The organism is Sporosarcina soli (genome assembly GCF_042655805.1).
Taxonomy (GTDB): domain Bacteria; phylum Bacillota; class Bacilli; order Bacillales_A; family Planococcaceae; genus Sporosarcina; species Sporosarcina soli.
Map to the genome: position 1 here is coordinate 28,734 of NZ_JBHSNO010000006.1, position 19,748 is coordinate 48,481.

At 39.8% G+C, this 19,748-nt stretch carries 20 protein-coding genes; 4 read left to right on the top strand and 16 right to left on the bottom strand.

Going from position 1 to position 19,748, the window contains the following annotated elements:
• Positions 1 to 17: 17 nt before the first annotated feature.
• The 4 genes from ACFPRA_RS12435 to ACFPRA_RS12450 all read right to left on the bottom strand — a co-directional run bounded on the left by ACFPRA_RS12435 (position 18) and on the right by ACFPRA_RS12450 (position 3,521).
• Positions 18 to 1,157, bottom strand: a complete 1,140-nt coding sequence (locus ACFPRA_RS12435; protein ID WP_381434988.1) for a Leu/Phe/Val dehydrogenase — start codon at positions 1,155 to 1,157, stop codon at positions 18 to 20.
• 42 nt (positions 1,158 to 1,199) lie between these two features.
• Positions 1,200 to 1,604 (bottom strand): thioesterase family protein, encoded by a 405-nt coding sequence (locus tag ACFPRA_RS12440; RefSeq protein ID WP_381434992.1) that lies wholly within the window; start codon positions 1,602 to 1,604, stop codon positions 1,200 to 1,202.
• A 239-nt stretch (positions 1,605 to 1,843) separates the two neighbouring features.
• Positions 1,844 to 2,494: a GntR family transcriptional regulator gene (locus tag ACFPRA_RS12445; RefSeq protein ID WP_381434995.1), complete on the bottom strand. Its 651-nt coding sequence runs from the start codon at positions 2,492 to 2,494 to the stop codon at positions 1,844 to 1,846.
• A gap of 154 nt (positions 2,495 to 2,648) precedes the next feature.
• Positions 2,649 to 3,521 carry a LysR family transcriptional regulator gene (locus ACFPRA_RS12450; protein WP_381434998.1) on the bottom strand — a complete coding sequence of 291 codons (873 nt, stop codon included), beginning with the start codon at positions 3,519 to 3,521 and terminating at the stop codon, positions 2,649 to 2,651.
• Between the two features lie 156 nt (positions 3,522 to 3,677).
• Here ACFPRA_RS12450 and ACFPRA_RS12455 point away from each other — a divergent pair, with 156 nt between their 5' ends.
• Both ACFPRA_RS12455 and yyaC read left to right on the top strand, forming a co-directional pair.
• Positions 3,678 to 4,808 (top strand): AbrB family transcriptional regulator, encoded by a 1,131-nt coding sequence (locus ACFPRA_RS12455; RefSeq protein ID WP_381435001.1) that lies wholly within the window; start codon positions 3,678 to 3,680, stop codon positions 4,806 to 4,808.
• An 89-nt stretch (positions 4,809 to 4,897) separates the two neighbouring features.
• On the top strand, positions 4,898 to 5,506 hold the full coding sequence (gene yyaC / locus ACFPRA_RS12460) for a spore protease YyaC (protein WP_381435003.1): 609 nt from the start codon (positions 4,898 to 4,900) through the stop codon (positions 5,504 to 5,506).
• Between the two features lie 84 nt (positions 5,507 to 5,590).
• Here yyaC and ACFPRA_RS12465 read toward each other — a convergent pair whose 3' ends face one another.
• Positions 5,591 to 6,898, bottom strand: a complete 1,308-nt coding sequence (locus tag ACFPRA_RS12465) for a CitMHS family transporter (RefSeq protein WP_381435006.1) — start codon at positions 6,896 to 6,898, stop codon at positions 5,591 to 5,593.
• A gap of 251 nt (positions 6,899 to 7,149) precedes the next feature.
• Complete coding sequence (locus tag ACFPRA_RS12470; protein ID WP_381435009.1) at positions 7,150 to 8,013, bottom strand: LysR family transcriptional regulator; 864 nt, start codon at positions 8,011 to 8,013, stop codon at positions 7,150 to 7,152.
• A gap of 138 nt (positions 8,014 to 8,151) precedes the next feature.
• On the opposite strand from ACFPRA_RS12470, the gene ACFPRA_RS12475 reads away from it, so the two are divergent.
• A complete protein-coding gene (locus tag ACFPRA_RS12475; protein WP_381435012.1) occupies positions 8,152 to 9,282 on the top strand; it encodes a 2-methylaconitate cis-trans isomerase PrpF family protein in 1,131 nt (376 codons plus the stop codon).
• Positions 9,283 to 9,365: 83 nt separating this feature from the next.
• Here ACFPRA_RS12475 and ACFPRA_RS12480 read toward each other — a convergent pair whose 3' ends face one another.
• The 8 genes from ACFPRA_RS12480 to ACFPRA_RS12515 all read right to left on the bottom strand — a co-directional run bounded on the left by ACFPRA_RS12480 (position 9,366) and on the right by ACFPRA_RS12515 (position 16,351).
• The gene (locus ACFPRA_RS12480; protein WP_381435014.1) at positions 9,366 to 10,604 is read right to left on the bottom strand and encodes an MFS transporter; all 1,239 of its coding nucleotides are present in this window, start codon (positions 10,602 to 10,604) and stop codon (positions 9,366 to 9,368) included.
• An 80-nt stretch (positions 10,605 to 10,684) separates the two neighbouring features.
• Positions 10,685 to 11,476 (bottom strand): 2-keto-4-pentenoate hydratase, encoded by a 792-nt coding sequence (locus tag ACFPRA_RS12485; protein ID WP_381435018.1) that lies wholly within the window; start codon positions 11,474 to 11,476, stop codon positions 10,685 to 10,687.
• A 59-nt stretch (positions 11,477 to 11,535) separates the two neighbouring features.
• Positions 11,536 to 12,315, bottom strand: coding sequence for a 2-keto-4-pentenoate hydratase (locus tag ACFPRA_RS12490; RefSeq protein WP_381435021.1), 780 nt, complete (start codon positions 12,313 to 12,315; stop codon positions 11,536 to 11,538).
• Positions 12,316 to 12,391: 76 nt separating this feature from the next.
• Positions 12,392 to 13,861, bottom strand: a complete 1,470-nt coding sequence (locus tag ACFPRA_RS12495) for an aldehyde dehydrogenase (protein WP_381435023.1) — start codon at positions 13,859 to 13,861, stop codon at positions 12,392 to 12,394.
• 12 nt (positions 13,862 to 13,873) lie between these two features.
• Positions 13,874 to 14,347 (bottom strand): RidA family protein, encoded by a 474-nt coding sequence (locus tag ACFPRA_RS12500; RefSeq protein WP_381435026.1) that lies wholly within the window; start codon positions 14,345 to 14,347, stop codon positions 13,874 to 13,876.
• Positions 14,344 to 15,354, bottom strand: a complete 1,011-nt coding sequence (locus ACFPRA_RS12505; protein ID WP_381435029.1) for an amidohydrolase family protein — start codon at positions 15,352 to 15,354, stop codon at positions 14,344 to 14,346. Before ACFPRA_RS12505 ends, ACFPRA_RS12500 begins: the two co-directional genes overlap by 4 nt.
• Positions 15,345 to 15,893, bottom strand: coding sequence for a 3-hydroxyanthranilate 3,4-dioxygenase (locus ACFPRA_RS12510; RefSeq protein ID WP_381435032.1), 549 nt, complete (start codon positions 15,891 to 15,893; stop codon positions 15,345 to 15,347). Before ACFPRA_RS12510 ends, ACFPRA_RS12505 begins: the two co-directional genes overlap by 10 nt.
• Positions 15,894 to 16,126: 233 nt before the next feature.
• On the bottom strand, positions 16,127 to 16,351 hold the full coding sequence (locus ACFPRA_RS12515; RefSeq protein WP_381435035.1) for a 2-hydroxymuconate tautomerase family protein: 225 nt from the start codon (positions 16,349 to 16,351) through the stop codon (positions 16,127 to 16,129).
• Between the two features lie 163 nt (positions 16,352 to 16,514).
• Between ACFPRA_RS12515 and ACFPRA_RS12520 the strand changes: the two genes are divergently transcribed.
• Positions 16,515 to 17,150 carry a TetR/AcrR family transcriptional regulator gene (locus ACFPRA_RS12520; protein ID WP_381435038.1) on the top strand — a complete coding sequence of 212 codons (636 nt, stop codon included), beginning with the start codon at positions 16,515 to 16,517 and terminating at the stop codon, positions 17,148 to 17,150.
• 55 nt (positions 17,151 to 17,205) lie between these two features.
• Here ACFPRA_RS12520 and ACFPRA_RS12525 read toward each other — a convergent pair whose 3' ends face one another.
• Together ACFPRA_RS12525 and ACFPRA_RS12530 are read right to left on the bottom strand one after the other, a co-directional pair.
• A complete protein-coding gene (locus tag ACFPRA_RS12525) occupies positions 17,206 to 17,949 on the bottom strand; it encodes a formylglycine-generating enzyme family protein (protein WP_381435630.1) in 744 nt (247 codons plus the stop codon).
• Positions 17,950 to 18,193: 244 nt separating this feature from the next.
• Positions 18,194 to 19,705: a sulfatase-like hydrolase/transferase gene (locus ACFPRA_RS12530; protein WP_381435041.1), complete on the bottom strand. Its 1,512-nt coding sequence runs from the start codon at positions 19,703 to 19,705 to the stop codon at positions 18,194 to 18,196.
• Between the last annotated feature and the right edge of the window lie 43 nt (positions 19,706 to 19,748).

Here is a 19,748-nt window from a genome sequence, read left to right on the forward strand (position 1 = left end):
TTTATTTTTGTGGCCTATTATTCACGAATATTCCACTTTGGTCTACGCGTACGAGAAAAGAAATTATTTCGATTTCGATGATCCTCTACTGTTTTTTGACATTTTCTATTTGCCGCCTCTACCGTTGTAATACTATCTAGATTTGCCTGGCGATAAATATCAAGTAAAGACGTATAAATAGCCTTTGTTTTCAATAAAACACGCTCGTGATTCGGTTCATATAATTCATCAGCTACCTGGATTAAACCACCGGCATTGACGATATAATCCGGTGCATAAAGAATACCTTTTTCATCAAGTACTTTTGCATGCTCCTCTTTATGCAGCTGATTATTCGCTGATCCTACAATCGCTTTGACTTTTAATTGAGAGATAGTCTGATCATTAAGAATAGAACCCATTGCGCATGGCACAAAAATATCTGCATTCACGCCATATATTTCATCGCTATCGACTACCTTTACAGTTCCACCTAATTCTTCGGCTTTGTTTTGAATGGAGGCAAGAACCTCTTTATGAATATCCGTCACATATAGATCAGCACCTGCTTGTAATAAGTACTCTGCAACTTTATAGCCTACTTTGCCTAATCCTTGAATTGCATACATTTTGCCTTCCAAACAATCCGTTCCGAAGAGATACTGATTTGTCGCTTGTAATGCATAAACAACGCCTTGCGCTGTCGGGACGGATGAATCCCCACTGCCCCCATAAGCTTCAGGGATTCCATTTATAAAATTGGTTTCTTTTAATGCGTGGACAAAATCTTCCATACTCGTTCCCATATCAGTACCGGTATAGAAACGACCATTCAATGAATCTACATACTGGCCAAATGCTCGGAACAGAGCAGGAGATTTATCTTTTTCCGGATCACCAATGATTACTGCTTTTCCACCACCAAAGTCAAGATCGGCAGCAGCGCATTTATAAGTCATCCCTTCCGATAACCGAAGGACATCTTCCAATGCTTCATCAACGCTTTTGTAAGGATACATCCGAGTTCCACCGAGAGCAGGACCAAGCGTCGTGTCATGAATAGCAATAATTGCTTGTAAACCTGTTGTCGGGTCATTACAAAAAACGACTTGCTCATGATCAGCCATTTTATAAAATATGTCTTGCGCCAGCATTCCTGATTTTTCTATTGGTTTCATTGTTCATTCCCCCATGTTGATCTTTTGTTATATCCCAACTCATTAAGCGTGTGACGCATCTTGCTTTTTTAATTTTTTCTGAATGACTTCTTTCGGAAGAATCACTTGCTTCACTTCTCCAATCCCAATTAGCCCGTATTCATTTTTTAAAGTTACTTCCGTAACGACCTCGCATTCACTTACTTCACAAACAACAGCTATCACTTCAACTATAGAATCCAAGCCTGAAGGCGCGATATGTTTGACCGTTACAGCAGCACCCATCCCTTCTTCACCGTCTTCCAAATAGGGTAAAATTAGATTTCTAGATACCCATTCCATGTGGTAAACCATCGATACGGTAGAATAAGTTGGATGAACGACTTCCCCTTCAAATTGAGCAAACATTTCCTTCGTCACTTTTATCGTTGTCGTATGCAAATCACCTATCTTTAGCCGTTTGACCATTATCCTCTTCCTCTCTCATATTCTTCAATTTCCAAAAGTGCAAAGCAACTCAGATTTGTATCCGCTTACATTGAGGGGATACATTTGTATACGAGAGTCAATTTTCACTTCTTGCCCTCCTAAATCTTTTGAATCATCGAATATAACCCGAGTATATTCGGTTAACTGTTAACTGTCAACCGAATATTCCGCAAATAAAAAAATCCTAACCAGACGAAATGGATTAGGATTAATAATAGCTAGTTGTTATCAAGATGTAACAGAACTCCTTCTAGCCCCTTTTTAATATGTAAGCTCATTATTTTTACTGCTTCTTCTTCATTACCTTCATGTAAAATCTTCACAATGCCTTCATGCTCTTCAACAAATGTCGGATAAAATTCGCCTTTGATCATACTATTACGCATATAATGAATTTTGGTTTTAATGACCTCCAATAATTCAATTAATTGCTTGTTTTTTGATGCTTGAATGATCATTGCATGAAACTGTTGATCTAACTGACCCAATTCAACAACTACGCCACGGTTCATTGCTTCTTTTGTTTCTTTGATATTAGTAGCTAGTTGTTCTTTTTCCTCTTTGGATATGTTTTTGATCGCTAGCCGGATCGCTAAGACTTCTAAGCTTTCCCGACATTCAAAAATATCTATCACGTCTTGCACTGTCGGCTTATAGACGCGTACAAAGCCATCATTATAAATCAGTAACCCGTCTTGAATGAGCATACGAATTGCCTCTCTAACAGGCCCTCTACTAATTCCAAGTTTGCTAGCCACTCGAGCTTCTACCACACGTTCAGAAGGTTTGTACTCTCCTTCCATAATCGACTTTTTTATTATATTGTACGCTTGTAAATGAAGCGATTCAGGTTTTATAATTTGACTCATCCAGACACCTCTACTATCACATTTTATTAAATCACTGTACTTATCTGGTTAACTTAATTTCGACTATGACATAGATAGTATAACAAAACCATCAAACGACATCTATCTATTCGTTGTGCTACGCATTCAATACAAAAGCGTTAGCTGAATCTAATCAAATCCCCTCTTCCAAACTCAATTTTTCCACAAAATCGACAAAGGCTTTGACGATATTTAATTGCAATGATTCCTCATGAAAAAACATCCATGTTTTTCGAATAATCGGCATCCCATCTTTCGTCTTGATGATAATTTTATGAACGTCTTCCACATCGCTCAAAATCATGGTTGGCATGATGGCATAGCCCAATCCATTGACGACCATTTTTTTGCATGTGTCCGCTTTATCCACTTCAATGCTTACTAACGATGGCTTGCTAAAATTTTCATACCACCAATGATCGACAGCTGTTTGCAGCAATGGATCCGTTCGGTAATCGATCCTCGGTAAGGAAGGCAGATCTTCGATTGCAATTTTCTCTTTCGAAGCAATACATAATGTTTCATCGAATAACAACCGTTTTTGTTCTTTCCAACCGTACTCCCCCTTCACAAAGGCCACATGGACATCTTGATTGTAAATTAAATGGGCAATTTCACTGCTAAAGTCTGTCGTCACCTTGAATTCAATTGACGGATATTGTTCTTTAAATCGTTTTAACAGATTCGGGAGCTTGTAATCCGTAAAAAAGTTCGAAACGCCCAACTTCAAAACGCCTTCCACTTTATGATCCATATTTAACACATTTTCTTTTATTTGTTGAAACGTTGCTAACATTTCTTTTGCACATTTTGCCAAGTATTCCCCTTGCGGTGTGAATTGAACACCACGCCTCCCCCTCACTACAATTTTCACGTTAAACTTTTTTTCTAATTGTTGAAGGCGATGGGTCAAGGCTGGTTGTGAAATAAATAATTGCTGGGCAGCCTTTGTAATATTCTTTTCATGATAAAGCGTCGTTAACATGAGCCAATCACGTTCATCCATCATAAGTCCCCACTTTCAGCTATCAATTTTATTTATGCCCAAATATAAAAAATCAATATTTTTTCAATTTCTCTTAGTGTACTATAATGAATACAGCAAGCAAATTATTTAAATCAAAATACTATCTAATTACTTATCATGAAGGGGGAGGTTTGATTGTCCAGAAAAAAGGAGCTTTTGAAAACATCCCTATTTGTGCTCATCAGTGGAATGGGAGGCTTTCTCCTATCTTTTACAGGGCTGCCTGTCGGTTGGATGATTGGAACACTATTAACTGCCACACTGCTTTTTATTTTTAAACCAAAGTTTTTGAAAATATCCGCCGATCAAAAAGGGATTCCGAAATATTGGATGGCCATCGGACAATGTATTTTGGGTATTGAGCTAGGGCAAAAAATGAATGACGCCGTGTTCTTTATTTTTCTGGAAAACTGGTTGACAATTACGACCATGCTTTTACTGTCGATCATTTTTGCTTTACTATCGGGACTAGTTTTATGGAAATTCAGCAATCTGGATATGTTGACGAGCTTTTTCTCCACTGCACCAGGAGGATTATCTACCATTCCAGGCATTGCAGATGAAGTTGGGGCCAATACGGGGGTTGTCAGTATCATTCAAACGATGCGAATCTTTTTGGTCGTTCTTTCTGTCCCTCTCGTCTTATCACTTTGGGTCGTCCACCCCGTGCAAACAGCCGTGCATATCGATGTAGCTTCCATTCCTTTTCAAATGGAGCATCTTATGGCGACCGCGTTATTAGTTGGGATTGCATGTCTTGGATACTATCTAGGTGTCTTTTTAAAGTTTCCGGCTCCATGGCTAATTGGCAGCATGGTCGCGGTCGCAATTATCAAGTCTTTCAGTTCAATCGTTATCGGCTATGAACTTGTCTCCTGGTGGCCTTCTGCGCTTATCATTTTTTCACAAGTGATCATCGGTGCTAGCATCGGCTCCCGAATTCATAAAGATATGTTTATCGGACTTAAGAAAACGCTAGCCATTTCATTTTTAAGTACCACTTTCCTCATTGTTTCTATGTTCTTTTGCGCCTATCTAACAGCACGTATCACCGACTTATCATTCGTAACATCCGCTTTGGCTTTTGCACCTGGCGGAATCGCCGAAATGACCACCACCGCCATTGTCCTCGATGCAGACTCAACATTTGTCGTCGCGGTACAAGTGCTACGTGTCATTTCCGTTTGTGTCATACTCCCCCCATTCTTTAGGCTATTGAATTACTGGGACAGCAAAAAAGAGGCGCATTCCGAAGCGTCCGCTTAAGTGGATTCATTTTAAATTTAATGGTTTAATTTAAGTAAATGATTTAAATGACTTTAATAATTTTTACAGATATGAAAAGGGGGGGCGAGATGGGAAGTTATGTTGATCGTTCAGAAAAAGATATTTCGGAATTACTAACATTCGAATTAAATACCAAGGGGAAATACAAAGAAAGAGAAATTGATTTACTCGCATCCATGCTAAAAAGTATCATCGACCATCCATCAAACGAGGGGAAAGATGTCATTTTTTTATGCATCGGTTCTGATCGATATATCGGTGATTCGTTGGGGCCTTTAGTTGGCTCTATGCTAAATGAACGCGAATTACCTTTTCTTGTTTACGGAACATTAGAGGAACCTGTACATGCCTTTAATTTAAAAGAAGTTCTAAAATCGATCAATAAGCGATTTAAGAAACCTCTTATTTTTAGTATTGACGCCAGTTTAGGCAAACAGGAGCAAGTTGGGTATGTTCTTTTTGAAGAAGGTCCACTTATTCCCGGGAAAGCCCTTGAAACAATTTTACCTGAAGTGGGCGATTATCATTTTAAAGGCGTCGTCAATTATGTCGACCCTTTACCTAAATCCCAATTTTTAAACGATACCCGGCTACTAACAGTAATGACGTTATCGAAAGTCATTGTTGAAGTCATCACTCGAATCGACGAAGTTGATGACAATCCAATCGATTTATAGAAAAACACGAAATACAGATAGCATAATTACATAAACAAGTCCTTCTCACCTCTTCTAAAGGGGGAGAAGGACTTATTTATTTGCTTAAATTACATTTGTCACAAACGCCACAACGATGATCGCTAACGAGCAAAGAAGAGCCCATTTAAATGCATATCGCTGAAATGTTCCGATATCTGTTTTTACCATTCCGACAAGCAAAAGGGTCGACGCAACAAGCGGACTTAAGAAATGCACAGGTTGTCCCAATACTGAAGCTCTCGCAATTTCCAAGGCACTCACTCCATACGCAGCTCCCGCTTCAGCCAATATAGGTAATACGCCAAAATAATAGGCATCATTCGATAACACAAACGTAAACGGTAAACTTGTGATGGCTACGACTAAAGGATAGAAAGAACCCAATGAGTCTGGAATAATAGAAATCAATGAATTGGCAATTGCATCCACCATGTTTGTTCCCGAAAAAATACCTGCAAATATTCCAGCCGCGAACACTAACGTGACCACTGTTATTGCGTTGCCAGCATGTGCTGCAATACGCTCTTTTTGCTGTTCCAAATTTGGATAGTTAATCATAGCTGCGATTACAAAACCAATCAGGAACAAAATGGATACAGGCATAATTCCCGTTACCAAGATGCCCATAATTACAACGACCAAGACGAGGTTAAACATTCTCAATTTAGGTCGTTTAATATCTTCTTGCACTGCAGCACTGGCAGCGACACCGCTCATCGCCAATGCTTCTTTCGGAATTTCTTCAAGTACGATTACACCTAATCTGACACGTTCTTTTACTCCAAGTATATATGCAATAAAAAGAATGGATATCATTCCAGCAAGCATCGTTGGAATGAGCGGAATAAAGAATTCGTTTGCATCGAGTCCTAGCGACGCGATTGCCCGCGTAGCAGGTCCACCCCATGGAGTCATCCCACTCATAATACTGACTGCCAGCATTGAAATAGTCGCCAAAATGAGTGGATTCATTCCAATTCTTAAATAAAGCGCTAACATAGCTGAAATTGTAATCATATGTGTCGTTGTTCCATCACCATCGAGCGCCACAATCATCGCAATCACTGCAGTTCCCAATGCGATTTTGACTGGATCCCCTTTAACAAGTTTCATCATTTTGTTAATGAGTGGATCAAATAGACCTGCATCAATCAAGATGCCAAAGAACAGAATGGCAAAGAGTAGTAAAGCAGCAGATGGTGCAACAACTTTTAAACCGTCTAACATCATGTCACCTAGCTCTAAGCCAAATCCCCCAATTAGCGCAAAAGCAATGGGCACGACTACAAGTGCCGTAACCGGCGATAAACGCTTCGACATGATCAAATACGTGAAAACGACAACCATGGATACTCCTAATAATGTAAGCATCATAATACCCCCTGTAAAGTAATCGCTTACAAAGTGGAATCTTGAAAAATTGGCCTTTTATGGTCCACTCGTCTTTTCCCTTTGTGCAATTTCTAATTTTTATATGTTTTAAGAGTATTATATCTCGGAAAATAAGTAAAATAGATATTTCTTTAATAATTCTTAAAAAAATACTTATAATCACTTCTGTATAGAAATTAACAAAGAAAGAACAGGGAATGTACCCTTCCCTGCTCTTTCTTCGGTAGTGCTTACAGATTGCGATGGTCATTTAAAAAATCTATAAAACTATTAACAGTGGAGAGTTTAAGGGAATCCTTGTTGTACATTAGCCAAGTGTTTCTGAAAACAGGTTCCTCGCTTTTATAGGACAAGCCATGGGTAAAAAGATTATCAGAAGGTTGTAGGCAAATTTCAGGTAAGATGGCAACTCCTAAATCATTTTTAACCATCTCTTTACAAGTTTCTTGCCGATCGGTTTCCATGATAACTTGTGGCGGCTCTGTATATCGATCATGCCACCAACCATTAATCAAATTTTTTAAAGAACTATCCGTTTTATAATTAATGAATGGCAGATTCGGTAAATTTTCCATATCGATTTCCTTTTTGGATATTAAACATAGTCGTTCTTTATGCAACAACGTCTTTATTCCATACCAATCGTAGTTTCCTCGTAATATTCCTAGTTGTACACTGGAAGAGTCCAAAAGCTTCATAATATCAGCACTCCAACCAGTATTCACGTTAAATTGTACCATTGGATAATTAGTCGAGAATTTTTTTAATATTTTTGGCAACTTATATTGAGCAAAATTACTGGAGACACCCAACCTTAAAGTCCCCCTTACTTCATTTTGCATATTCAACATATAGTCTTTCGTTCGCTGCAACTTATCAATCATTTCTAAAGCATATTCAGCCAAATGCACCCCTTCAGGCGTAAATTCAATACCGCCTTTTATTTTAAAAAATAACCTAATTCCAAATATTTTCTCTAGATTTTTAAATCGATACGTTAACGCCGGTTGGGAAATATATAACCTTTCTGCAGCCCTCGTAATATTTTTTTCTTCATATAATACACGGATTGCATGCCAGTCTTTTTCGTCCATTTTTATCGCGCTCCCCTTTTGATTATAAGATTTTTTTTTATTTTTGGTTAAAAATTATCTATTTTACTTATTTTCTTATTTATTCTACGCTATTTTTAGAAGCTTCGATAGTTAAATGTAAAAGTAGAGGTGGTTTTGATGATGAGAGTGCCTGTAGTTATTATGCGTGGTGGAACAAGTAAAGGTGTTTTCCTTGATTATAAAGACATGCCAGATGATCGTTCGCTTTGGAATGATTTTTTATTGGATATTATGGGTAGTCCAGACCGAAGACAAATCGATGGAATCGGGGGAGCCAATTCATTAACAAGTAAAGCGGCAATCATCAGAAAGTCCGGTTTAAACGATATAGATGTTGAATATACATTTGCTCAAGTTAGTATTGATAATCAATTAGTAGATTTTAAAGGGAATTGTGGAAATATTTCATCTGCAGTAGGTCCATATGCTATTCAACAAGGGCTAGTTCCTGCGATTGAACCAATTACAAGGGTCAAAATATTGAATACGAATACCCAAAAGGTGATTATTGCTGAAGTTGAAGTTGAAAATGGCCGTGTCAAAACGGATGGATTGTGTTCAATTCCTGGTGTTCCAGGAACAGGATCCCCCATCTATCTTTCCTTCACCAATGCCGAAGGAGCAGTGACAGGAAAATTATTCCCAACTGGAAATCCTACAGATCGGATTCAAACACCTAACGGAGATATCGATATCTCCATTATAGATGTTGCCAATCCGTTAGTGTTTGTAAAAGCCGAGGATGTTGGCTTGAACGGATCTGAATTACCAAATGAGTTCACGGCTGAAAAACTGGCTGAGTTAGAAGAAATCAGATCAATTGCGGCTGAAATGTGCCAATTTTCAACGAAACAGGAAGCTACTAAAAAATCTCCTGCCGTTCCAAAAATGACGATTATTTCTCCCCCAACGACCTATAAAGATGTAACCGGGATAGAAAGGTATGGGTCAGATATGGATTGTACGATTCGTATGATGTCTATGCAAAAACCCCATCAAGCGCTAGCCATTACAGGCGCGATTTGCACAACTGCAGGGGCATTTTTAAAAGATACCATACTATCTGATGTAATTTCCGTGGAACAAGATGTGATTCGATTAGGACATCCTGCTGGAATCATGGAAACCAAAGTCGATTTGATTGCCGGACATTTAAATGCAATTAAAGTAGTTCGTACTGCACGCATGATATTTGAAGGCTATGTCTACACCAAGAAGGATTATCATTTTTCTTATATGTTGGCATAAATATTAAAAAGCAGGTAGAGAAAAACGCATCGTTTTCGCCACCTGCTTTTTTTCGATTACATTTTTGAAAATGGGGTGAAATTTTAACATTTACTATTTTTCAATGCAATGCTAGTGCTTCGCAATAAAAAAATGATTCCGCCCATCAACAGGACTATAAATAGCCACCCTGCCGAAAAAGCCCCACTTTTATCAATCAAAAATCCAAAAAATGGTGGTATAAACATAACACCCAAAGAACTAATCGTTATGGTAATACCCGTGGCAAGCCCGGATTCCTCTTTTGGAACAAGTTCCGTTACAATATTCATCCATACGCCATTATAACCGGATATACAAAAACCAAAAATGAATATGATTGACATTGTGTACAATAAAGAGCTTCCCGGCTGTAAAAGTGTTAATAATAACGCACAGCATGCTGTGATTAAAGTGACCAAGTACATGATAGGCATGCGCTTCCCCTTCAGGATTACATCACTAATCGTTCCCCATCCGACCCTCCCGACTGATCCACCGATTTCGGCAATGACAAGTAAAGTACCTGCGATCACGAGTGAGAAGGTTAAATGTTCAAAGGCGAACAGGACGATATATGTCGTTAAGCAAAGCTGAGCACCTTGTAAACCCATGGCACTTATACTAATGAGGAGTAATGGTTTATTTTTAAACATTTTGCGAAATTGCTTAGCGATTGAGATTTTTTCTGAGCTAGCCGTTATCTCTTCCTTTCTATCAGGATCCCGGTAATATAACGATGACAGGATGCCAATCAGTAGTAATAATCCACAACTTAAAATCAGTGCCATTCGCCAGCCGATTGAATTAGCTAATGGTAATAATACAATTGCCGCTAATGCAGAACCTCCCGTAATCCCCATTTGCTTGATACCCATGGCCATTCCGCGTTTCTGCTGCGGAAACCAATAAAGTATTCCCCGATTCGTTGTTGGATGCATTGCACCGTAAGCTCCACCAGCAATTACTACAAAGATTAATAATAGTAGAAATGCATTCGACTTGGCTATCATTACAAAACCCAATGCTAAAATAATGATGACGATTAATAATTGTTTTTTTGAACCGATTCGATCTACCAAGATACCCGATGGAATCGCGGCAAGCGATTGACCGAAAAACAACGCAGCAGGTAGCATACCAATTTGGGCATGAGTTAATGAAAGATCTTTACTTATCAGGACACTTAACGGCGCTAAACTTCTACCGACAAACGATACAATCAATTGGGCCGCTAACAAACAGAGTAACATTCGCCAGGCAGTTGCCAATGGAGATTCTTTCAATATGGGTATGGAGTTCATTTAACACCCTCTCTTTTTATTAGATTTCCATTATGTAAAAAAAGAGAGTCGCTATGTAGTCGCACTCTCTTTTTACTTATTCATTTTACGGACATTGAAACCGTGCCTAAACCATCAAAATCAGCAACAATCGTGTCGCCTGCTTCGAAAGCAATTGCTTCAGACATCGCACCACTTAGTATAATATCGCCTTTTTTCAAACCTTTCCCTCGTGCCCCCAGTTCATTAACTGCCCATGCGATTGCGGTCGCCGGGTGACCTAATACTGCGGCACTTGAACCTGTTTGCTCCACTTTTCCGTTTTTGGACATGACCATCCCAATATTTCCGACATCAATCGTTTCAGGGGAAACCCATTTGCTTCCAACAACGAATTTAACGGAAGAACAGTTATCCGCTATCACATCTACTAATGTAAATCGAAAATCTTTATAACGACTGTCAATCACTTCTAACGCAGGTGCTATACATTTTGTAGCGCGCATTACATCTTCAGCCGTGACATCGACCCCTTGCAAATCTTCCCCTAACATAAACGCGATTTCGGGTTCTACTTTCGGATGAATGAGTTTTGAAGAATCAACAGGCTCCCACTCTAGCTCCAGCATATCGCTATGTAAATAGCCGTAAATAGCTTCATCCACACCCATCATTTTTTGTTTTGCTTTACTCGTTAAACCGAGTTTCACACCGATCGTTTTTGCACCCTTTTCCTGTAGCCTACGCTCCAGCAAACCGTCCTGGATTTCATAAGCTTCCTGGACAGTTAACGCAGGGTAGTCATCTGTCACTTTCGTTACTTCTCGTACATCACGCTCAGCACAAAATAAGTAATCAATAATTTCTTTATGGTTATCTTTCACCTGAGTCATTCGTTACACCCTCACTTCATTCTTTTTTGCCAATCAACAGCAACCCATCTTCTAGCCTCTTATTCGAAATGGACGGAAACCGAACCGAGTGCACCGAAATCCGCTTTAATGGTATCCCCTGCCGAAACAGCCACAGCTCCAGATAACGCACCCGGTAAAATGAGCTCATCTTTTTTCAACGTGATGCCATAATCATGAAGTTTATTCGCAAGCCACGCGATCGCATGAGCAGGATGGCCGAGGGCGGCGGCTCCAGCACCCGTTGCGATGAGCTCATCATTGCTAAACAACACCATGCTGTTTGTACGTAAGTCTACATTTTCGATGGTGGTCTGTTTGTCTCCCACAACAACTTTTGCTGAAGAACCGTTATCTGCAACTGTATCAATCAACTTAATGTTCCAGTCCGCCACCCGGCTATCAATAATTTCAATTGTCGGGACGACATACTTCGTTGCCATTAGAACATCTATATACGTAATGTTTGGTCCAACGAGATCTTCTGCTAAGACAAAGCCGATTTCAGCCTCTACCTTTGGAGAGATCAAAGAGTCGATTTTAATAGATGCATTATTTTCAATACGCATATCATCAAATAAGTGACCATAATCGGGCTCGTCAACATTCAGCATTTTTTGCATCGCCACACTTGTTAACCCTACTTTTTTCCCGATTATTGTTTTGCCTTGTTCAACTTTTCTTTTCGCGATTTCCAGTTGAATGCCGTAAGCATCCTCCACTGTCAAGCCCGGATCGCGACTTGTCAAAGGGTCAACTGGTTTACGTGTTTCTTCGGCTTCCAACAGTTCATTCGCAAAATCAATCGTTTTTACAGTCATCTGAACAGCGCTCCTTCAAATGGAAAACGAAAGGTAGGCAGTTCGTGCTCCTATCTTTCGTTTTCATTTATATTCCTTACTTTTTAATCGTTATTGTTTTCGCTTCTGTATAGAAATCGAAACTATGGCGACCGCCTTCGCGCCCAATGCCGCTCGCTTTCGCCCCACCGAAAGGCGTACGCAAATCGCGGACGTACCAGCAGTTGACCCATAAGAGACCTGAATGGACTTGTGAAGTGACTCGCTGACCACGACGAAGATCGTTTGTCCACACAACACCCGCTAATCCATAAATGGAATCGTTTGCAATACGGATTGCGTCTTCTTCCGTTTTAAATGGAATAACGACCGGAACAGGTCCAAAAATTTCTTCCTGTGCTACGCGCATACTGTTGTCCACATCATATAAAACCGTCGGCTCATAGAAGTTTCCTTCAGGCAGATCAGCAACCACTTTACCGCCATAAGCCAGCTTCGCACCTTCTGCAAGACCAATTTGTACATAGTCATCCACCGATTTTAAATGACCACTTGAAACAAGCGCTCCCATATCTGTTGTTTCATCAAGCGGATCGCCGACTTTGATGTTCTTAACGGCTGCAACAAATTTATCTAAAAATTGATCGTAAATACTTTCTTGAACGAGAATTCTTGAACCTGCTAAACAAATTTCCCCTTGGTTGCGGAATATTGCTTCAATTGAACCCGCAACTGCTTCATCGAGATCTGCGTCTTCAAATACAATATTTGCAGATTTCCCGCCTAGTTCAAGCGAAACAGGAATTAAGTTTTCAGCCGCATTGCGCATGACTGTTTTCCCTGTATTCGATTCGCCTACGAAAGAAATACGGCGGACAGATGGATGCGTTGCCATTTCTGTTCCTACTGTTCCGCCAGGGCCCGTGATAATGTTCAGCACACCCGGCGGCAATCCTGCTTCGTTTGCAATTTCACCCAACAGCACAGCACTTAACGGTGTGTAGGAAGCTGGTTTTACCACAACCGTATTACCGGCTGCTAGTGCAGCAGATGCTTTCCATGTCAATTGCATAAAAGGCAAGTTCCAAGGAATGATCAGACTTGTTACACCCGCAGGTGCATATTGAACATAGGACATATGCTTACTCATGTCATAATGCTCGTGAACCATATATTTTGCCATCTCAGCGAAAAAGCGGAAGTTAGAGGCAGCGCGTGGAATATCAAAATCACGGCTTTCCTTGATCGGCTTTCCTACATCCAACGTTTCAACGTAAGCGAGTTGGTCCACTTTTTCCATAATCAAGTCAGCCATCTTGCATAAAATTTTCGATCTTTCCTCGACCGGCATATTGCTCCAGACACCGCTTACAAATGTTTTTTGCGCTACGTCAATGGCAAGCTTTGCATCTGCTTGCCCGCCATTTGCGACAGTCGCTAACTTTTTATTGGTAGCTGGATTCAGAGAATCAAATGTTTCTCCTGAAAGTGCATCTACATATTCACCGTTTATAAAAAGTTTTGCATCTTGAATCTTCTTTTGTTCAGCTACTAACGCTTTTGTCACTGTGGCTCCTCCTTACTCTTCCTCTATTTCAATAATCATTTCGATTTCAATCGCTGTATTATTCGGCAATTGCTGCATGCCTACCGCCGAACGTCCATGCTTCCCTTTTTCGCCAAACAGTTTACCGATTAAATCAGATGCACCATTCATCACTTTAGGTGTGTCCGTAAACTCTTCCGTACAGTTCACCATGCCGAGCACTTTTACGAATTGCTTTACTTTGCTTAATTCGCCAATTTCGTTTTTAACAACGCTCAGTAAGTTCAACATAGATTGTTGTGCAGCTAAATACCCTTCTTCAACCGTTAACTCTCTACCTAATTTACCGTGATACTGATCCACGCCCTGGCCAGCTGTAAACAATAAGTTACCTGTTCGTACACAGCCGACGTAATCTCCATGGGCAGGGCGAAGGGGCGGTAATTCAAGCCCTAATTCTTCAAGCCTTTCTTCAGGCGTTAATGCTTTCACTTCGGATGCACTCATCGTTTTATCTCTTCCTTTACCTTAATATTCAAAAACTCAAGCGCGTTCTTGCCCAAAATTGCCTCTTTCTGTTCTTCCGTCAATGAAACTGTGTCATCGATAACTTTACCTGGTGGAATCTCCCGTAATAGGAACGGATAATCGGAGCCCATCACAACTTTTTCATGACCAAAGCGGTCAACTAAATATTGCAGGTTTAAAGGATCATAGTTTAAGGAATCAAAATAAAAGTTTTTCGCATAATGACTTGGTGGGTTACTCGTTTTACGCAAATGCGGCCAAACTTTCCAGCCCTGATCTAGACGCGGTAAAATGTATGGAAAAGAACCTCCACCATGTGCGAAGCAAACTTTCAATTTTGGAAATTTCTCCATTACCCCACCGTTTACCAAACTTGCTGCTGCAAGTGCGGTTTCACTCGGCATGCCGACTGTATACATAAAATTATGTCTTGGCATCCGCTCTCTTCCTAACGTTTCCCATGGGTGAATGAATAATGGAACTTCCCATTTTTCCGCCATTTCAAAGAACTTAGTAAACGCAGGATCATCCAAGTTTTCCCCATTTACATTTGTCCCGATTTCGATGCCCTTGAGCCCAAGTTCATGAATACAGCGATCCATTTCCCGTATCGAAACTTCGACATCTTGTAAGGGAACAGTACCTAAACCAACGAAGCGGTCCGGATACTGTTTTACAGTATCTGCAATGAAATCGTTTTGGATTTTTGCCATCTCTTCTGCCGCATTCGGCTCTGCCCAATAAGAAAAAGTGACAGGAATCGGGGATAGAACTTGAATATCGACGCCTTCAGCATCCATATCTTGGATGCGTTTTTCCGGGCTCCATACTTGATCTGTCACTTCACGGAACACTTTTCCAGCGACCATAATGTTTGCTCCGCAAGAACATGTCTTCTCAAGTGTCGGCCATCTTTCACCACCGAACTTTTCAACAAAATCAGGAATGTTTTCAGGTATAATATGTGTGTGAAAATCTACTCGCATTTCCAAAGCCCCACTTCTTCAGACATAACATGTCCGCAGTTTTTACAAGTACGAAGCTCCTCGCTTCCGTTAAACTCTTCAATCGCACCTTTTACTTGTGTTTCGATATTCGTCAATTGTACTGTTTTACGGTGCATTTCTTGGTCACATTCATCACAGAACCAAACGAAATCTTCTAGTTCACCTTCCGCACGCTTACGTTCGATGACAAGACCATATGTGTCTGCAACCCGGTGTGGAGAGTGGGGTACGTTTGCCGGAAGCATGAAAACTTCACCTTCTTTTACCGTAACCACTTCACGTTTACCATTGTTGATCACTTCAACATAGCAATCTCCCTTGATTTGATAGAAAAACTCATCGGAAGGGTCAACGTGGAAGTCACGTCTTTTGTTTGGACCTCCCAAAATCATACAAATAAATTCCGAGTCTTCCCAAAGAACTTTATTATTGACCGGTGGTTTTAGTTGATCTTTATTATCCTCGATCCATTTCACCAAGTTAAAAGCATTCAATTTCGTCATTGTAGATTCAGCCATAATTTTCCAACCTCCAATTATTTTTAATAGTATTAATTAATTCTCCCGGTCATGCAACTCTAGCAAAAGTTTTTCTTTTAGAATTTCTACGCCATTTGATGACCTTTGGTGTATATACAATATAAAGGATTTGAATATTGGATAAAATACGGTTTTTTCACAGTGTGAAATTTCTAGAATCTTTTTAATATATTTTTCATTAGAATTTATCAAGGTTGAAAATATTAAGGGATTCAATTTGTCTTGTTGCTTTCCTCTAACGCTTTTTGCCTCCTATACTCCTTGATCGGAAGACCCCCAGCTCCCCAATGGGTATCTTCAATTTCAGTCACGATCACTCGTACTTGCTCAGGGTTCACCTCTAAATCTTTTGCTGCGACTTCTGTTACATGTGCAATAAAATCTCTAATTTGTTCTACACTTCTTCCTTTAATCACTTGAACTTGGATAATTGGCATAGGGCACCTCACATTATTTATTTTCTTTCTATAAAAAAGATTTTCAACGGGACAATGATTTTATCCTGCTTATACTTCTGTCTCTTTGGTATCCCATTGTTGAATACTTTAAATTGAGATAAGATTAAGTTAAAGAATTTTCCTGGTACATGGAGGGGTAAATATGGAGTCTAGTGATAAAAATATCGATGGTAGAAAATTACGTTCGATCGCAACTCGACAAAAGCTACTAGATGCAGCTTATGAAATATTTTACGAGCGTGGATTTGAAAAAACGACGATCTCTCAAATTATAAAAAAAGCGAAAACCGGGTATGGAACTGCTTATGTTCATTTTAAAAGTAAGGATGATATTTTAATTATGCTAATGGAAAACGTCATGCAAGAGTTTTTGGAGTTGGCTAAAACACCCTTCAAACCTACTTCAAAAAAAGAGGCAAAAGAGCTTGTTCTAGCTCAAGTGACATCTTTTCTTAAACTAGCAGAATCAAATCGGGAAATGTTCAAAGTCTTCTTAGAAGCGAATGGTCACTCTTCTTCTGTGAATGCGAAATGGGATGAAATTCGGCATGCATTTATTCACTACATCACAAAAGATATAACGTATGTGCAAAATAAGGGACTAGCTCGAACCGATGTAAAAGCCGCGCTTGTTGCGCGTTCATGGTTCTTTGCCAATGAAAACTATCAGTGGGAAATCGTACGAAATGAAAATATCGCTCCGCTTGAAGAGATTGCTGAGACGATTACTACCATGTATATTGATGGGCTATATTTGGAACCGCGTACTAAATCATAATTCATAAGGACAATCTAGCTATAAACCGACTACTAGACTGTCCTTTTAATTCACTTCATGAAAATAGATCCGCAGCACAACGAAAACCGATATTTGCTGTTGAAATATCTACCGTATTTGAACTTCGAGCAGCGAGACGGTAACGATTACAATAAGAATCGTGGCAAAGAAAGGAGCCGCCTTTCATTACTTTTGTAGTTCCTATTTGAGGACCACTTGGATTTTCTATCATCGATTGCTTCGAATGTTCCGTAGAAAACCAATCCGAACACCACTCCCAAACATTTCCAACCACATTGTATAATCCAAATTTATTTGGAGTGTACGCATTTACAGGAGCCGTCGAAATGTACCCGTCTTCGCTAGTATTCCTGTTGGGAAACTCCCCTTGCCAAATTTTGCAGCGGTGTTCATTCGAATAGCTAAGTTTATTTCCCCAAGGATATTTCTTTTTCACTAATCCTCCTCTAGCAGCATACTCCCATTCTTCTTCGGTAGGTAGTCTTTTCCCAGACCAATGGCAATAAGCATTTGCGTCAATCCAAGAAATATGAACAACTGGATTCAACAATCGTTCTTCGATTGTTGAATCCGGCCCCTCCGGCCGCTTCCAATTTGCCCCTTCAACAATGAGCCACCAAGGGGTCCCCGCTGGTACGTTCTTCACCTTTTTTTTCACAAAAACCGAAGCATTCAAGTGAAAAACATAGCTCCAATTATAATGTTCTGCGTCGGTTATATAACCTGTTTTTTCAATGAATTCTTGAAATTCTGCATTTGTTACCGCGTAACTGTCAATTGAAAAGGGAGGTAGCCAACTTTTCTACATGGTCCTTCACCATCAGTCGGAAATCCATCTTGAGTATCCGTCCCCATAAAAAATTCCCCGCCCGGCAGTTTAATAAGATTGTCACCGTGTCTTATACTCATTAAGAATTCTTTACTAGGTTTTGGCGAAAACAAATGTATATTATTTATCATTTGTTTATTCTTGTCGTAGCTCAGCAAGCTTTTTTTTCAATTCAACTCTACTCCTTCCAAACTTACATGCGCAATCCCATTGGATGGAAATATGGGTATGAATTTTTTCTAATTTCCTTCTCCATTGAAGATAATTTAACGCCTGGAGCAATCGGACATAATTGACCATTGACTACGGCTGGATCACTCTCTCTACTTTCAATTAGTGAGATCATTTTTCCACGCCATTGTTCTGTTAATTGTGGTTCCTCTAAAACTGCATTGTGTAATTCATCGGGATCCTCTTGAAGATTAAATAACAATTCTACCCCATCTTCTTCATACCAAATGTATTTCCACTTTCCATCGCTGACCATTAGTGAACGCTTTCCAATTGAGCCGAATTCGCCCAATAATACATCTCGTACAGCTTGATTTGCATCGTCAACTAGAGGCACTAAGCTTTTTCCATCAATATTTTCAGGTATTTTAGCACCAGCTATTTCACAACATGTTGGTAAAATATCTTGCAATGCAACTACCGAATCGTTCACTTCCCCTGGGAGCCATTCCTCATTTAATAAGCTCCTAGATTCATCTCCCCTGCCTACAAGCGGAGGTGTAATAATTAACGGAATGTTACACGAGCCCTTGAGGAAGTTTGTCTTTTGCCAAAGATTATGGTCACCTAAATTATCGCCATGATCCGATGTAAAAATAAACCATGTATTATCAAGTATTCCTTCTTCCCGGAGTGTACCGATAATTCTATTTACTTGCCGATCCACTTGTGTCACAAGCGCAAAATAAGCACGGTAAGCCAAATCAATTTGTTTTTCGGTCATTGTCTCGCCAAAGCTAAGCCCTAACTCATGGAATATAGGATGTTCTTCAGTCCAATCACCAATGACAGGGGTAGGCATTTCATCACGATCATACAAATGAAGATCTTTTAACAAAGGGGTTAATGGTGGATGTGGTGCTGTAAATGAAGCCCACAGGAATAATGGACTTGTCCAATCCCGACGCTTAATTTGTTTACAAGCTTCATAGCCAATCCATTCTGTGGGATGCAAATGATCAGGTAAATGCCAAGATGTTGTCGTATAGCTATTTATAGACATTCCGTGTCCAAATGCCATTCCTGGATATCCTTGTTCCGACAGCCATTGTTCATAATCACCGTAACCTCTTTTTTCACCATATGGGGCTCCAAGAGCGCGCCCTTCCTCACATAAAATCATATTATTAAATCCATAATGACGTCGTTCCGGATATGTATGCATTTTTCCGACAACGAGCGTTTGATAGCCAGCGTCACTTAATTGTTGAGGAAGTGTTTCCTTCACTGGTAATTCCCTTCCCTCTTGGTATTCCGTTAAGCCTATGCTATTGCCGTCCAATCCTGTCATAATTGTAGCTCGAGCAGGTGTGCAAATTGGGGTAGTTGAATAGGCTTGGGTGAAACGGACTCCTTTTTTGGCTAATAAATCAATATGAGGGGTTTGAATCAGGTCATGTCCAGCACATCCTAAAAAGTCCCCTCTTAGATGATCACATGTAATCATGACAATATTTGGTTGATTATTTTTCAAGATCTCTAACCCCCGACTATAATAATAGTAAGGAAAAGAGCGT

What these genes read in the sequence shown, in the direction of transcription:
- ACFPRA_RS12435 (WP_381434988.1), bottom strand. Translation starts at nt 1,157, where the DNA reads ATGAAACCAATAGAAAAATCAGGAATGCTGGCGCAAGACATATTTTAT.
- ACFPRA_RS12440 (WP_381434992.1), bottom strand. Translation starts at nt 1,604, where the DNA reads ATGGTCAAACGGCTAAAGATAGGTGATTTGCATACGACAACGATAAAA.
- ACFPRA_RS12445 (WP_381434995.1), bottom strand. Translation starts at nt 2,494, where the DNA reads ATGAGTCAAATTATAAAACCTGAATCGCTTCATTTACAAGCGTACAAT.
- ACFPRA_RS12450 (WP_381434998.1), bottom strand. Translation starts at nt 3,521, where the DNA reads ATGGATGAACGTGATTGGCTCATGTTAACGACGCTTTATCATGAAAAG.
- yyaC (WP_381435003.1), top strand. Translation starts at nt 4,898, where the DNA reads ATGGGAAGTTATGTTGATCGTTCAGAAAAAGATATTTCGGAATTACTA.
- ACFPRA_RS12465 (WP_381435006.1), bottom strand. Translation starts at nt 6,898, where the DNA reads ATGCTTACATTATTAGGAGTATCCATGGTTGTCGTTTTCACGTATTTG.
- ACFPRA_RS12470 (WP_381435009.1), bottom strand. Translation starts at nt 8,013, where the DNA reads ATGGACGAAAAAGACTGGCATGCAATCCGTGTATTATATGAAGAAAAA.
- ACFPRA_RS12475 (WP_381435012.1), top strand. Translation starts at nt 8,152, where the DNA reads ATGATGAGAGTGCCTGTAGTTATTATGCGTGGTGGAACAAGTAAAGGT.
- ACFPRA_RS12480 (WP_381435014.1), bottom strand. Translation starts at nt 10,604, where the DNA reads ATGAACTCCATACCCATATTGAAAGAATCTCCATTGGCAACTGCCTGG.
- ACFPRA_RS12485 (WP_381435018.1), bottom strand. Translation starts at nt 11,476, where the DNA reads ATGACTCAGGTGAAAGATAACCATAAAGAAATTATTGATTACTTATTT.
- ACFPRA_RS12490 (WP_381435021.1), bottom strand. Translation starts at nt 12,315, where the DNA reads ATGACTGTAAAAACGATTGATTTTGCGAATGAACTGTTGGAAGCCGAA.
- ACFPRA_RS12500 (WP_381435026.1), bottom strand. Translation starts at nt 14,347, where the DNA reads ATGAGTGCATCCGAAGTGAAAGCATTAACGCCTGAAGAAAGGCTTGAA.
- ACFPRA_RS12505 (WP_381435029.1), bottom strand. Translation starts at nt 15,354, where the DNA reads ATGCGAGTAGATTTTCACACACATATTATACCTGAAAACATTCCTGAT.
- ACFPRA_RS12510 (WP_381435032.1), bottom strand. Translation starts at nt 15,893, where the DNA reads ATGGCTGAATCTACAATGACGAAATTGAATGCTTTTAACTTGGTGAAA.
- ACFPRA_RS12515 (WP_381435035.1), bottom strand. Translation starts at nt 16,351, where the DNA reads ATGCCAATTATCCAAGTTCAAGTGATTAAAGGAAGAAGTGTAGAACAA.
- ACFPRA_RS12520 (WP_381435038.1), top strand. Translation starts at nt 16,515, where the DNA reads ATGGAGTCTAGTGATAAAAATATCGATGGTAGAAAATTACGTTCGATC.